Below are 13,839 nucleotides of genomic sequence, written 5' to 3' on the forward strand. Positions count from 1 at the left end.
CAAATTACCCGAAATTGATATACCCCATTAATGGGTATTATTTCAAAAGGTTCAATGCCTGAAAGTCAGAAAAGTTAGCTTGAGCTTGCAACGCAATGGCAACTTGGCTTTGAATACCATTAGCGGTTTGGTCACTAACAGCCTTTGCATAGTCGGTGTCAACAATTTGACTACGGCTCGATTGGCTGTTGATATTTTGGTTTGTTAGATTACTAATACTGGATTCAACACGATTTTGAAAAGCCCCAATGGAACCACGGCTTGAATCTACTTGTTCACGAAACGATTGTGCGGCACCTATTGCCGCCTGCGCGCCAGCTTGTGTTGTGACATCGATATCACCAAGAGATTGATTGCTAACACCAAGTTCTATTGTTTGGTTAGAATTTGCCCCAACTTGAAATTCAACTGAGGAGCCAAATACCTGCTTGTCACCAAACCGAGTGTTTGAATAAACATCTTCTACGTGGCCCTGTAATTGGGTAATTTCCTGTTGAATTGCTTTTCTATCACTCGGCGAAAGCGTGCCATTTGCAGCTTGGATTGAAAGTTCTTCAATACGAAATGCAGCGTCAGAAACACTGCTTAAAGCGCCCTCAGCTACCTGTGCATAAGAAACACTATCGTTCGCATTCCTAATCGCTTGGTTTTGACCATTAATTTGAGATGTTAATCGGTTAGCTAACTGTAATCCAGCCGCATCGTCCTGAGCTTTTTGGACTTTCAGTCCAGAGGACAGCTGCTCGAAGATCTTCTTTTGCTGCTGCTCAATAACAGACAACGAATTTGAGTTGTTAAAACTACTACCAGCCCCAATTCTCATAATCACTTCCCACCAAGCTAACAAACTTAACAATCAGTATACGACAACAATTTTAATTTGCCATTAATCTGTACACAATTAAGGAATTTCCCTACCTTTAATAAAGATGTCTGCTATATAAAATTAAAAATTTAAGAAAATAGGTTAGTAACCGATATAAATATCACTAAGCTTTAACTAATACCGCTAAAATTAAACCTTCTTAACGATTTAATTTGAAGTTGGTATCCTAATTGCTAGAACTATTTGCTTAGATTAAGCTGTATCAAGATTATTTGGAGTTTCTAATGGCAAGACTATCAATAAAAAAATATCAAGACATGAAGATAAACAGCGCTAAAAACGCTGACCCATATGAACTTGTTCAAATGGTGTTCAAGGCAATTCTTGGTAAACTTACGGCAGCGACAGTTTGCATTGAGCAAAACAAAATAGCCGACAAAGGGCAATTAATTTCCGAAAGCATAACACTAATCACCTCACTCGCTGAAAGTCTGGATATGGAAAAAGGCGGTGATATTTCGCAAAACTTAAGCGCACTATATGAATTCTGCACATCTTACTTAGTGCAGGCGAATAGTGAAAACGATATTGCTAAAGTCAACGAAGTGCATACCATCATCACAAATATAAAAGAAGCTTGGGACAGTATCCCTAAGCAAGCTCGCGACGAGCATTTAGAGCAACGCGCCGCAGTAGGCTAACAATCCTCTCCTAATATCTTGTTTTATAACTATGTTTGGTTGAAGTTTAGACATTTGAGCTAGATCCAACCAAGCATATTTGCAACCAAGTCACATTTACGTTACAACAAACATAACCATGTTGACGCTTAGTCAATTACGGGTTTGTCTATTCTGGAGAGACCAATGACAAATCATGAAGTTGAAGCACAATGCAATCAATTAATTCAGCAAATCGAACAGATTAATATAAAACTGAACGAGGCTAAATTTAGCCTTGAAACCGATGATGAAATTGACAATACAGAATTGATCAAACAGCGTCAGCACCTTCTTGAAAACCTGTTTTCAACAGACCACTCTTCGTGGTTACAAAACAATGAGTCGAAGCTGTTAGCAATTAAAAAAGAAGTTGATCAGACAACGGCTAAATACCAAGATTGGCTTGAGACAGTAAAAAGCCAATTGTTAAAAAACCAAAAATCAAAAAAAGGCCTTAAAGTTTATAAGAATATTCTTTAGTGGCCTAAAAATTGGATAACAATTTGTATCCTGAGTTCGACTCTTAAATAGAAGATGAATGTTATGTTTGATAATAAAACCATTTTAATTACCGGTGGCACAGGCTCTTTTGGTAAAAAGTATACTGAAACGCTATTAAGACTTTACCGTCCAAAAAAAATAATCATCTTCTCTAGGGACGAGTTAAAGCAATTTGAAATGCAGCAAACCTACAATGACTCCTGCATGCGTTATTTTATTGGCGACGTACGAGATAAAGAAAGATTAAATATGGCGATGCGTGGGGTCGATTATGTCATTCATGCAGCGGCTTTGAAGCAAGTTCCAGCGGCCGAATATAACCCGATGGAATGCATTAAAACCAATATCAACGGCGCTGAAAACGTCATTCATGCGGCCTTACATAATCAGGTTAAAAAAGTCATTGCGTTGTCAACCGACAAAGCCGCAAGTCCGATAAATCTATATGGCGCCACAAAGCTCGCTTCAGATAAATTATTTGTCGCGGCAAACAACATTTCGGGTTCTCAAGACACTCAATTTTCAGTCGTCCGTTACGGCAACGTGGTGGGTTCTCGCGGTTCTGTTGTGCCATTTTTCAAAAAGTTAATCGCCGAACAAACCGACCATTTACCTATTACCCATTTAGAAATGACTCGTTTTTGGATAACTCTCCAACAAGGTGTTGATTTTGTATTAAAAAACTTTGCAAGAATGTCAGGTGGAGAAATTTTTATTCCTAAAATTCCGTCAATTAAGTTGACCGAATTGGCAAAGGCCATTGCTCCTGATATCCCGATCAAAGAGATAGGTATTCGACCAGGTGAAAAATTACACGAAGTTATGTGTCCACAAGACGACAGTTACCATACCTTTGAATTTGAAGACCACTTTGTCATAGGGCCAACAATTCGTTTTTACAGTCGTTCAAATGACTTCTCCACCAATCAATTAGGTGAGACAGGCAAACCTGTTGAACATGGATTTGAGTACAACTCATTAACCAATGAAGACTTTTTGAATGTAGAACAGATTGCACAATTAAATGAAAGTTTAGGTATATGATCTCCTACGGTAAACAACACATTGAACAGGCTGATATAGATGCCGTTATCGACGTACTAAAGTCAGATTTTTTAACGCAAGGACCTGCGGTAGCTGCTTTTGAAAGTGCATTTGCAAGCTATACAGGTAGCACGTATTGCGTAGCTGTTAATAGCGGCACATCGGCACTTCATATGGCATGTAACGCACTTGGTGTTGAACAAGGTAGCCTTGTTTGGACTACACCAATTTCTTTTGCCGCGTCTGCCAATTGCGCCTTATATTGCGGTGCTACCGTAGACTTTGTGGACATTGAGCTTAATACCGGTCTTATGTGTTTAGACACACTCGAACGTAAATTGTTAAAGGCAAAGCAAAATTGTGATTTGCCGAATGTGGTCATTCCGGTCCACTACGCAGGCCAAAGCGTTGATATGGCAAAACTAAGAGCACTGGCTGACGAGTTTGGATTTGGCATTATTGAAGACGCTTGTCATGCTACTGGGGCTAAGTATAACAATGAACCCGTAGGCAACTGCCAATATTCAGACATAAGCGTATTTAGTTTTCACCCCGTTAAAAATATGACGACTGCAGAAGGTGGCGCCGCAACGACAAACAACGCCACAATAGCGCAAAGTATGCAGCAGTTTCGTACGCACGGTATCACCAAGTCACCGGATGTAATGTTAGATAAAGATCCTGCGCCTTGGTATTACGAACAACATGATTTAGGTTTTAACTACCGTCTTTCAGATATCCATGCCGCCCTTGGAATTAGTCAATTGGCGCACTTAGATGACTTTATAGAAAAACGTAATCAAATAGCGGCTCATTACGACTCCCTTTTTGAATCATCAACAAACGTTGCGACGATTAAAACACATTCGTTTAATCGTTCAGGTTTTCACTTGTATCCTATTTTATTGAAAGACGAAGCAACCCGCAGAGAGGTTTACGATTCACTGCGTGCCAATGACGTAATTTGCCAGGTTCATTATTTGCCCATTTACCAACTGCCCTATTACCAAAATCTAGGTTTTAAATCTGGTTACTGCCCAAATGCAGAATCATTTTACAAACGAGAGCTATCCATTCCAATTTTTGTCGATTTAACCTATGAACAACAAGAACTTGTTGTGTCTCTAATAAAGCAGGCGATATCGTGAAAATTGCAGTGATCCCAGCCCGCGGAGGCAGTAAACGGATTCCGAAAAAAAACATCAAGTTATTTGACGGATTGCCTATTATTGCATATTCGATAAAAGCGGCGATAGAATCCAAACTCTTCGACCGTGTTGTCGTTTCGACAGACAATCAAGAAATAGCGGATGTTGCTTTGAAGTACGGCGCTTCTGTTCCATTTCTACGCCCTGATGATTTATCTGACGACTTTACGGGTACTAGACAAATTGCGAATCATTGTCGCCTTTGGTATGAAAAACAAGGTATTGACGTAACTTACACCTGTTGCCTTTACGCCACAGCCCCTTTTGTTACATCAGCTGATCTCACTTCATCGTTTCATCAATTATCGACAAATGCAGATAAACATTATTGTGTTGCCGTCACTGAATTTGAATACCCGCCACAGCGAGGATTTACCATTGATTCAGGCGCTCCAGAAATGATAATGCCACAGCACCTTGACACTCGTTCGCAAGACTTGCCCTCTGTTTTCCACGACGCTGGGCAGTTTTATTGGACCAAAGTCACACCTGAATGGAAAGACGAATCGATGCTGGCCTCTGCACTTACACTGCCATTTTGTTTACCTCGGTATCAAGTTCAAGACATTGATACTCAAGATGATTGGGTAAGAGCTGAAGCAATGTTCCAAGCTCTGAAAACCATTAAACGAGTTTAAATTGGCTAACAAACATGTCTTATTTAGGTTTGACGTTGGCGGTAACGTTGGTGCCGGTCACTTTGTCCGTTGTCAACTTATTGCTAGGCAACTAGTCAACTCAGGTATTACTTGCTTAGCGGTGATCAGTGCTGATTCAGAAATTCCAAACATTAATGAAAGATCAGCATTTACTAAAACGTTAACATTAGCAAGCCCTGACGATGGCAAAGAGCTAACTGAGATTTGTCATGCATTACAGATTACGACTCTCTTTATTGATCACTATCATTGTGACTATGATTACCAAAAGAAGTTATTAGAAGCCGACGTAAAATGGGGCCAATTTGACTATTTTTGTTCCGGCCATTATCTAGGACAGTTTGTCGTAAATATTAATCCTAGCCGCACTGCTGAAGATTATAGGCATTGTATTTTAGGGCAAAAGACCGAAATATTATGCGGACTTGATTATGTGGTTATCCGCGAACAGTTTTGTCAGTTACCCCACAGCGACTTACCTTCTCGAGACAACTCTCACGGCGCGACGGTTTTTGTTAGCTTTGGTGCCGGCACAACAGCCCCATTTGTCCTAGATTTATTGCAAACGATGCAAAAATCAAAAGCGGTAAAACAAATTCATTTTTTGACGACCTCACTCAATAGCCAGCTGCCAAAATTAAAACAGATCATTGACGATAAAAAGTGTCAAATTTGGGTTGACCATAGTGATGTCGCAACACTTTTAGGTGAGTGTCATTATGGCGTCATCAGTTGCGGAACAATGAGTTACGAATTGGCAAAATTAGGTGTGCCTTTTACCGCTGGCTATTTAGCCGATAATCAAAAAGTTTTACTTACTGGATGGCAACAAAGCGGATTAATTGATAGCGTAGGATTTTGGCCAGATGTCGATTTAAAACAACTGCTTTTTGATTTACAAAAAAATCTGGCGAATATCGAATTATTAACAAAACGAAGTCAAAAGCTACGTTTGGCTGTTGACGGCTTAGGTGCTCAACGAATTGCGGAAAAACTAATTTCAATATGACTTTTAATATTGCAGCTGTCTTGCCTGAGTTTGAAACTCAATTAATTGGCGACATCGGCCAACTCAAAAATGTAAAACAAACGGCATTTGCCTGGAGCAATACCCCGTTTTCTATCGCTTTGGCAACCGGTCCAAAATACTTTAAACAAGCTCTAGCAAACCCAAATATAATTGCCATCATAACAACCCAGATATTTTCTGAAGAAACGCATAATAAAACGGTGATTAAAACGGCCAATGCCGATGAGTTATTCCATGTGATCCATAATCGTTTTCCACCTGTGATAAACAATACAAAAGCTTATATCGGCGAAAACTGCAAGATATCACCTCAAGCGACCATTGAAGACAATGTCCGGATTGGTAACAATTGCCATATCGAAGCCGGCGCTTATATTGGCAGTAATACAGTGATAGAAGATGATTGTTACATCGGGCCAAATGCCACGATTGGCACGCAAGCACTGTTAAGTAAAAAAATTAATGGACAGAACCGCCATATTGAACATTTTGGTGGTGTACTGATAAAAACAGGCTGTGCCGTTCATGCCAGTAGTAACATATCAAAAGCGGTTTACAGCAATCATATGACACATATCGGCGCTCACTGCCAATTGGGTATCCAAGTGAATGTATCCCATGACGCCTATCTTGCAGATAACTGTATATTAAGTGGCAATGTTTCAATTACTGGCCGCGCAAAACTAGCGGAAAATGTGTGGGTTGGGACGGGGTCAACAATATCAAACTGGGTCGTGGTAGGCGCAAATGCACTTATACGCGCTGGCAGTGTCGTGATACAGGATGTTGGTGAAAACCAAGATGTTTCCGGTAACTTTGCAAGTCCACATGTTAAACGACTAAAACAACACATCGAGCAAACTCATGCTAAATAAATCGATTAATGTCAACGGTAGGGAAATTAATGAGCAGGCTTCGCCGTATATCATTGCGGAAATATCCGGCAATCATAAAGGCGATAAAGAGCGAATGTTTCACTTGATGCGCGAAGCTGCTAAAGCCGGTTTTGACGCAGTCAAAATCCAAGTATTTAACGCCGATGATATGACGTTAGATAAACACGACGATGAATTTGTTATCTCATCTGGCCTTTGGCAAGGACGTTCTCTATATGATGTCTATCAAGAAGCAGCGACTCCAGAAAGCTGGTTTGACGAATTATTTGCCGTTGCCCGTGAAGAAAACATAACCCTCTTCCCATCTATTTTTTCAGAACGTGGCCTTGCCTTGATGGAGCAGTATCATTGCCCGATCTACAAAATTGCGTCATTTGAAGCAATGGATATCCCGCTGATTGAAAAAGTTGTTGCCACCGGAAAACCCGTCATTATTTCAACCGGGATCATTGACGACAATCAAATAGACGATCTTTTTACACACATTCCTAATGCCAAAGAACTTATTTTATTGCATTGCATTAGTAACTACCCAGCTCCGGTAGAGAGCTTTAATTTGTCTACAATGACCGACATTAAACATCGATTTAACTGCTTAACGGGATTGTCTGACCACAGTGTCGGCAATACGGCGGCTGTTGTCGCGACTGCTCTCGGTGCAGTCGCTATCGAAAAACACATCACGGTTGATCAAAATGATGGGGCCATCGATTCTGAATTCTCGCTACCGATTGCCGAATTTAAACGCTTTATACAAGATATTCGAAATAGTCATGACAGTTTAGGACAAGTTGATTATTCTAGTACTTCACCTAGGAAGAACTATCGTTCCCTTTATGTAGTAACTAATATGAAAAAGGGCGATACGATTACCTACGACAATGTAAAAAGCATTCGCCCCGGTCATGGTCTAGCGCCCAAACATTTAGATGAAGTTATAGGCCAACCTGTTAATCAAGCGATTCAGCGCGGTACACCTTTAGATTGGTCGCATATCAAAAGCTAACATAAAGCCCGGTATGATTTGTGCTTAACTTAATCTACTGCAAATGCTTTATTTGCATGATGAATCAGAGCGACTCTAATAACAATTACGTTCCCGCTATCAAATAAGCTCTAGCGGCGTTTATCAATAATTGCAAACGATAATCAAATAAATAAAACCGAGTTTAAGTCCAAACTTGGTTCGACAGAAAATTAAGGATGTTCCATGCCATTTCAAACCGAATTGCAGGATTTAGTAAAACAAGTCAACCCTGAGCTCAATTTCTATAGCAGTTTGATGAACGTCAATCGAGATTCAATCAAACCGATATTTCTTTATCATGTACCTAAAACTGGTGGCTTAAGTTTTCAAACGGCAATTGAGTGGGCGCGCTTAAACCTTATAACTGCACTTAAACTTAAAGGCATCGATAATCCGTTACCCCTTGTTGCTCGCACTGCAAATCCAAATGAACTTAAAAATTTAAATCATAATTTTTTCTATTTACTCAGTACCCATTTACCTTATGGCTCACATTTTTTGCCCAAAACGAGCGACTTTGAATTAATGTGCATTTTCAGAGATCCAATAGATAGAATCAGCTCGGCATTCAGCTACCAATGTATGCGCCAAAATATTATTCCTACGCAGAAAAATTTCATCAAGTTTTTCCGTAATCCAGAAAACATAAACCGGTTCTGCAAACAATTACACCCGAATGCGATTAACGAAGAAGTTGAAGATAGTAAGGCGGTGATAAAAAATCTAGATGAAAACTTCTCTACGGTAGTGACCTTAGATACATTACATGATGCCATAGAATACTATTTATCTTTGTTTAACTTACCGAATGTTTTGCAAAAAAGAACGAACCGAACATTAAAGCAATTCAAAATCGATACGACGCAATTTACAGACGAAATTAATGAACTGAACGAAGAAGATTTGCTCCTTTATCAAGATGTTAAAAGTAATAGCAAAATTCCGGAATTAAAAGACCAAGAAAGCAACGCCATCAACAATATAACTTCAATTATATTTGAGCAACAATCTACAAAAAAGGTGGCAACTCGAGGCATACCGATTGAAACAAAAGGATTTCAAAAGAAGATGCAAAAGATAGTTAATAATTCATTAACGCCATTCGATTTGATGTTAATGAATTTTCCACAAATTATTGGTGAACAGGAAGGCATTAATAAATAGAAAATACATAACTTGATATGTAGCGTGACAGCAGGTTGTATCCTGCTGCTGCGCTTTATTCATACGAAAGTAAATCTACGGCTTTTAGTTTTTCAACATAACCATATAATTCTGCAAATGGCGCATCTATTTTCTCCGCAATATCTAACAATGAATGTTTCCCATCGCAGTAAGAAATCATATTCATCATCATGCGAAACTTTTTAGCAGAACCTTTAACACTCATACTTGGATATAAGCCTCGTTTACCAAGTTGAGGCTCGCCAAGCACTAATACCTTAGGAACAATATTGTATTCAAGAATGTCTATTGCCTGTATTACTGCGTTTGCTCCACCAGCAAGGCCGCTTGGCGAAATAAAATTCAAGTCATCTAACGAGGTATGATATTCGGGGTACGTCCCGTACTTACTGCGCATAATCGTCGCAACCGGTAAATCAACGCCAGGTGCACAATATTGCCGTTCATCACTGCCCCGTTGAAGCCATGTATATTTTTTGTAGTCCGGTGCAATGTGATGCATGACATGTTTCACGATACGGTCAGACAAGGTGTCTCCGGCGCGGGATGGCAAATAGGAATAAGCATTGTCATCACCAATGCAAGTTAGATTGAACCCAGCAAAAACGTGTTGCTGCAAATGTGCAAGGTGCTGACTTAAATACGTAATCGAGCCGATTGTTTCTGGTATAAAAACAATTCGATAGGTGTATTTTAAGCTTTTTTGTTGCATTAGCCATTGGCACACTGCGGCTGTAACTGTCGGCCCTGACAACTCATTATTTGCCATAGACGGGTGACAAACATAAGTCGATATAAACACTTCTTCGGATGACTCACCGGGAATAACGAGCTCACCATAATTCAGTACGCCGGGTCCTAGTTCTGAGTCAACCACAACTTGATAATCACCTGGAGCAAGCAACTCCCTTTGGTTATTAGCTAAACAAAATCCCCAACGTTTGGAATAATAACTGGTCACATATGGAATCGCATCGGGTTGCTCCGGTAGAGAATACAAATGTGGTTGTAATTGTTCTAACGTTAACGTTTCGTTTGTCGGAATTGAATAACCAACGACATGAAGGTTGTTATCTTTAAAATCAACAACCTTTTGGCCATCAGGACCCAAAATATAGGCATCTTTAATTTGCCACTCATCTGGTACCGTCCAGTCAAATACCTGCGTGCCAGATGGCACAGCATGTATTGTCAAACCTGGCAGCAAATCTTGCAAATAAGTTAGTGTTTGTCGGGTACCCGGGCCGGTAATACTTCGACAAATCGGAAATAAGTCTTGGCACCATTTATAAATTTTTTGCCCTAGCGCATCAATGTCGGCACCTGACAACATAATTACTTCCCGCCGTGAAAGACTTCTAACGTGTCGGCTCTGAGACCTAATCGCAATGTTTCCAGCGAAATAGCGTCTTCAAGCGCAATATTTCCCATATTCACATTTGCGCCATATTGCTTTAATAACCAGACTTGTTGTGATTTTTGCGGTGCTTCAAAAATAAGATCGGCAAGCGTAAGCCCAGACTCAAAAATATCATCAACCAAGCCCATTCTAATTTCGCCATCACCTCGGTAAAGTCCGCTAGTGCCACTTTCTCGGCCTTCCAAAATAACTAAGGATGCGCCGGCTGCACGTTCATTTTTAATCTGCCTTACCCATTTACTTGGTGACATTATGACGGTTTCGTCTTTACTTCCCACTTCAGAATAAACGGTAAAGTCTTTAGCTAACTTTTCGATTATTGCGCCCTTTTCCTTTTCAGGAATTTCAATTGCACCGTCTGAAATTTCAATAATTTTCAAGCCTTGGTCTTTAACGTAGGCAATAAATTCGTCTATCTTATTTGTCATATAAGCATATTCAAATAAAGTTCCACCTAAGCAAATTTCAACGTCGTAGCTTCGATATAACGCTAACTTTTCAGCTAAATTTTGAGTCACAAGGCTAGTTCCCCAGCCGAGCTTAACGACATCAACAAACTGACTTCCTGTATCTAAAATACCTTTGATATGTTCTAAACCATATCCTTTATCGAGTAAATTGGTACGGCCAATCGGTCTTGGTTTTGCTTGTCTAAATTCTATAAGACTCATAATGCCTCTCTCATTCGTTTGCCCTAACTAGGGTGTTTCCTTGAAACAATGGTTTAAACTATCTTATTTGCCAAAATAACAAGATTTATTCATTTTTAACTTGTTACGCTATGGGACAACTTAGTTATCAGTGAAGAAAGCAATTATCGCACCTACTTTTCTTAATCTTCTCTAAATGTAATTTTTGGTACGGTAAGTGCTACACCTATTTCAATTAATATACTAAATCGATATGTGGTCTTCGTTATAAATCAACGAGTATGCCATTAGGTTTCTACACCAGTTGTTTATAACAATGAACCATATTTAGTTTACCGAGTTCACTTTGGTATCATAAACTTAGTTTTACGCCAATTATGAAGTTTAATCATTTAGTATCAGATAGTTAAATTAAAAAATAGTACTATACGTTAGATTAAAACATTCAACTGCGTAATTTGACTATAAAATGTGTCAACTAAAACTCAGTAATTTAATTAATTAGTAAAGCCCCAGTAAACATATAAACTATTGTATAAAAAGATGATAAACCAACTAATGGCAATTAACTCGTTAAATCTTTAGCTTTATCGATAAGTTAATAAAGATAAGTCAACAGGCGTTAAATGGATAAGAAACAGCAAGTCATGCAGCAACGAGCTAAAGCATACGATGTTATAATCGTTGGGGCTGGATTGTCTGGACTCGCAGCCGCTGTGACCTCTAGCGAACAGGGGCTAAGTACGTTAGTTATTTCTAAAATCCCATCTCTACATAGTCACTCGGTCAGTGCGCGTGGCGGTATGAATGCCGCTATTGAAGAACCTAATTCTGAGCAACATAAGTTAGATACAATAAAAAGTGGTAAACACTTAAGCAGCCCAAAACAAGTGGACTTTTTATGCACCGAAGCCCCCAAAGTAATTAAATGGATGGAGCAGCTTGGGGTTAAGTTTGACCAGCAGGACAACCATTACCGTTTAAAAACATTTTCCGGCAATAGCTTGCCTAGGGCTTGTTATTCAAAAGGCCGCACCGGTTTAAATTGTGTCAAGGCATTGCTTGCCCAGGCGAAAAAAAATGGTGTCGAATTTAACGAACACTTTTATGTTGCTGATTTAGTTGTTGATAATAATAAAATCATTGGTGTGGAAGGTATAGATAGACGAACAACTGAAAGCCAAATTGTAGTTTCGCCGCAAGTTGTTTTAGCTACCGGTGGTGGTTTAAATTTTTACCAGTTATCGAGTAACGCGACATCAAGCACTGCCGACGGTCTTGCCATGGCTTTAAGAGTTGGTGCGCAATTGCATAATATGGAGTTTGTACAATACCACCCACTCGGCCTAGCCCACAATGGTATTCAATTTCCGGAACCCGTAATCAACGCAGGTGCTCAACTTTTTAATTCAAACAACGAGCGGTTTATGCTCACTATTGATAAACAAAACGCTGAGCAAGTTAGTCGAGATGTACTTTCAATTGAAATTGAGAAGCAACGACAAAACGGACAGAAAGTTTATATCGACTTCAGTCATGTGCCAGAGGAACAAAAGTCAACTTGTGCAGAAGCTGAACTCATAGCTAAAACCTATACGAGTCTTGCATTATATAAGGATAGATTTGAAATCGCGCCATCGGCGCATTATCTAATTGGTGGTATTTTGGTTAATGAAAACTGCCAAGTAATGACGTCAAACGCTGTAATTGAAGGGCTCTATGCGGTAGGTGAATGTGCTTCAGCTGGTGTTCATGGCGCAAATAGGTTAGGTGGAAACTCATTAGTTGAAACTCTTGTTTTTGGTCGTCATGCGGCAACGCAACTAAAAAAAATTGATTTGGAAAACAATGTCTCTGCGCCTAATAACAGCTCAATTTCAGAAGTAATTAGTCGGTTATTAATGAACAATTATCAGACCGCTTGTTCAGTTTCTAGTATGTCGCTTAAGCTTAAAGTGGGAATGTCCAATAATGTGGGCGTCATTCGGGATCAGACCTCATTGCGAACGCAACTGGCTCAACTAAACGAATGGTTTGAACAACTTAGTTTAATTGGCGTAAAATCACAGTCAAAACTTTACAATGACGAAGTTGTTGAATATTTTGAATTGAAAAACATGCTACTTGTCGCTAAATCAATATGTATCAGTGCGCTACATAGAGAAGAGTCACGTGGTGCGCATTATCGTCTAGACTTCCCGACAACCTTAGCTGAAAACAAGGCAGTTCATAGTTTACTGCGCTTAAAACACAACCAGCTTTATTTAACACATAAATCAGTCGCGACAGAGAAAAATATTGAGGTTGTTAATGGCTAAAGTGAAGCTAAATTTATTTAGGCTTGATCTATTTAAAGCGGCTGATGGATATTTTGAGACAGTCACGGTCTCCTATTCTCCAAATGAAACCTTGTTAGAAGTTTTACAGCGATTTAGAGATCAACAGGATCCGAGTTTTGGTTACGACAAAAATTGTCGCTTAGGCCTGTGTTTAAGTTGCCGTATGAAAATAAATGGCCGCCCCGGTTTGGCTTGCCAAACTAATGTCCATGCACTTGTAGAAAAGTCAGGTCAATTGATCCAACTTGAGCCCATAAAATTAGAACATGCGGTTAAAGATTTGATAGTAGACGCCGATTTAGCCAGCTCGTTAAAAGAGAATAAACGTTAAT

14 protein-coding genes are annotated in these 13,839 nt (G+C 39.5%); 11 read left to right on the top strand and 3 right to left on the bottom strand.

All coding sequences use genetic code 11. The features are described from left to right. Positions 1-37 precede the first annotated feature (37 nt). Positions 38-823 carry a flagellin gene (locus tag KO525_RS02135; RefSeq protein WP_215962133.1) on the bottom strand — a complete coding sequence of 262 codons (786 nt, stop codon included), beginning with the start codon at positions 821-823 and terminating at the stop codon, positions 38-40. A gap of 287 nt (positions 824-1,110) precedes the next feature. Between KO525_RS02135 and fliS the strand changes: the two genes are divergently transcribed. From fliS to KO525_RS02180, 9 genes are all read left to right on the top strand, one after another. Further along, the gene (fliS, locus tag KO525_RS02140) at positions 1,111-1,527 is read left to right on the top strand and encodes a flagellar export chaperone FliS (protein WP_215962134.1); all 417 of its coding nucleotides are present in this window, start codon (positions 1,111-1,113) and stop codon (positions 1,525-1,527) included. 165 nt (positions 1,528-1,692) lie between these two features. Then, positions 1,693-2,028: a hypothetical protein gene (locus tag KO525_RS02145; RefSeq protein ID WP_215962135.1), complete on the top strand. Its 336-nt coding sequence runs from the start codon at positions 1,693-1,695 to the stop codon at positions 2,026-2,028. 63 nt (positions 2,029-2,091) lie between these two features. Next, positions 2,092-3,093 carry a UDP-N-acetylglucosamine 4,6-dehydratase (inverting) gene (pseB, locus tag KO525_RS02150; protein ID WP_215962136.1) on the top strand — a complete coding sequence of 334 codons (1,002 nt, stop codon included), beginning with the start codon at positions 2,092-2,094 and terminating at the stop codon, positions 3,091-3,093. Continuing rightward, positions 3,090-4,241, top strand: coding sequence for a UDP-4-amino-4,6-dideoxy-N-acetyl-beta-L-altrosamine transaminase (gene pseC, locus KO525_RS02155; protein WP_215962137.1), 1,152 nt, complete (start codon positions 3,090-3,092; stop codon positions 4,239-4,241). Before pseB ends, pseC begins: the two co-directional genes overlap by 4 nt. Further along, positions 4,238-4,939, top strand: coding sequence for a pseudaminic acid cytidylyltransferase (gene pseF, locus KO525_RS02160; protein WP_215962138.1), 702 nt, complete (start codon positions 4,238-4,240; stop codon positions 4,937-4,939). Before pseC ends, pseF begins: the two co-directional genes overlap by 4 nt. 1 nt (position 4,940) lies before the next feature. After that, positions 4,941-5,969 carry a hypothetical protein gene (locus tag KO525_RS02165; RefSeq protein ID WP_215962139.1) on the top strand — a complete coding sequence of 343 codons (1,029 nt, stop codon included), beginning with the start codon at positions 4,941-4,943 and terminating at the stop codon, positions 5,967-5,969. Further along, a complete protein-coding gene (locus KO525_RS02170; protein ID WP_215962140.1) occupies positions 5,966-6,865 on the top strand; it encodes a DapH/DapD/GlmU-related protein in 900 nt (299 codons plus the stop codon). Before KO525_RS02165 ends, KO525_RS02170 begins: the two co-directional genes overlap by 4 nt. Further along, on the top strand, positions 6,855-7,892 hold the full coding sequence (gene pseI, locus KO525_RS02175) for a pseudaminic acid synthase (RefSeq protein WP_215962141.1): 1,038 nt from the start codon (positions 6,855-6,857) through the stop codon (positions 7,890-7,892). Before KO525_RS02170 ends, pseI begins: the two co-directional genes overlap by 11 nt. Before the next feature lie 204 nt (positions 7,893-8,096). After that, on the top strand, positions 8,097-9,077 hold the full coding sequence (locus KO525_RS02180; protein WP_215962142.1) for a sulfotransferase family 2 domain-containing protein: 981 nt from the start codon (positions 8,097-8,099) through the stop codon (positions 9,075-9,077). Between the two features lie 55 nt (positions 9,078-9,132). Here the strand turns inward: KO525_RS02180 and KO525_RS02185 are convergent, their stop codons facing one another. Both KO525_RS02185 and KO525_RS02190 read right to left on the bottom strand, forming a co-directional pair. Further along, on the bottom strand, positions 9,133-10,431 hold the full coding sequence (locus tag KO525_RS02185; protein WP_215962143.1) for a DUF4910 domain-containing protein: 1,299 nt from the start codon (positions 10,429-10,431) through the stop codon (positions 9,133-9,135). Between the two features lie 2 nt (positions 10,432-10,433). Further along, positions 10,434-11,189: a phosphosulfolactate synthase gene (locus KO525_RS02190; protein WP_215962144.1), complete on the bottom strand. Its 756-nt coding sequence runs from the start codon at positions 11,187-11,189 to the stop codon at positions 10,434-10,436. Positions 11,190-11,794: 605 nt separating this feature from the next. Between KO525_RS02190 and KO525_RS02195 the strand changes: the two genes are divergently transcribed. Both KO525_RS02195 and KO525_RS02200 read left to right on the top strand, forming a co-directional pair. Next, positions 11,795-13,486 carry an L-aspartate oxidase gene (locus tag KO525_RS02195; RefSeq protein ID WP_215962145.1) on the top strand — a complete coding sequence of 564 codons (1,692 nt, stop codon included), beginning with the start codon at positions 11,795-11,797 and terminating at the stop codon, positions 13,484-13,486. Beyond that, the gene (locus KO525_RS02200) at positions 13,479-13,838 is read left to right on the top strand and encodes a 2Fe-2S iron-sulfur cluster-binding protein (RefSeq protein WP_215962146.1); all 360 of its coding nucleotides are present in this window, start codon (positions 13,479-13,481) and stop codon (positions 13,836-13,838) included. The genes KO525_RS02195 and KO525_RS02200 overlap by 8 nt, the downstream gene beginning before the upstream one ends. Position 13,839 lies beyond the last annotated feature (1 nt).

It is taken from the genome of Psychrosphaera sp. B3R10, from assembly GCF_018861025.1.
GTDB classification, from domain to species: domain Bacteria; phylum Pseudomonadota; class Gammaproteobacteria; order Enterobacterales; family Alteromonadaceae; genus Psychrosphaera; species Psychrosphaera algicola.

Coding starts and splice junctions, on each gene's coding strand:
- KO525_RS02135 (WP_215962133.1), bottom strand. CDS start 823: ATGAGAATTGGGGCTGGTAGTAGTTTTAACAACTCAAATTCGTTGTCT.
- fliS (WP_215962134.1), top strand. CDS start 1,111: ATGGCAAGACTATCAATAAAAAAATATCAAGACATGAAGATAAACAGC.
- KO525_RS02145 (WP_215962135.1), top strand. CDS start 1,693: ATGACAAATCATGAAGTTGAAGCACAATGCAATCAATTAATTCAGCAA.
- pseB (WP_215962136.1), top strand. CDS start 2,092: ATGTTTGATAATAAAACCATTTTAATTACCGGTGGCACAGGCTCTTTT.
- pseC (WP_215962137.1), top strand. CDS start 3,090: ATGATCTCCTACGGTAAACAACACATTGAACAGGCTGATATAGATGCC.
- KO525_RS02170 (WP_215962140.1), top strand. CDS start 5,966: ATGACTTTTAATATTGCAGCTGTCTTGCCTGAGTTTGAAACTCAATTA.
- pseI (WP_215962141.1), top strand. CDS start 6,855: ATGCTAAATAAATCGATTAATGTCAACGGTAGGGAAATTAATGAGCAG.
- KO525_RS02180 (WP_215962142.1), top strand. CDS start 8,097: ATGCCATTTCAAACCGAATTGCAGGATTTAGTAAAACAAGTCAACCCT.
- KO525_RS02185 (WP_215962143.1), bottom strand. CDS start 10,431: ATGTTGTCAGGTGCCGACATTGATGCGCTAGGGCAAAAAATTTATAAA.
- KO525_RS02190 (WP_215962144.1), bottom strand. CDS start 11,189: ATGAGTCTTATAGAATTTAGACAAGCAAAACCAAGACCGATTGGCCGT.
- KO525_RS02195 (WP_215962145.1), top strand. CDS start 11,795: ATGGATAAGAAACAGCAAGTCATGCAGCAACGAGCTAAAGCATACGAT.
- KO525_RS02200 (WP_215962146.1), top strand. CDS start 13,479: ATGGCTAAAGTGAAGCTAAATTTATTTAGGCTTGATCTATTTAAAGCG.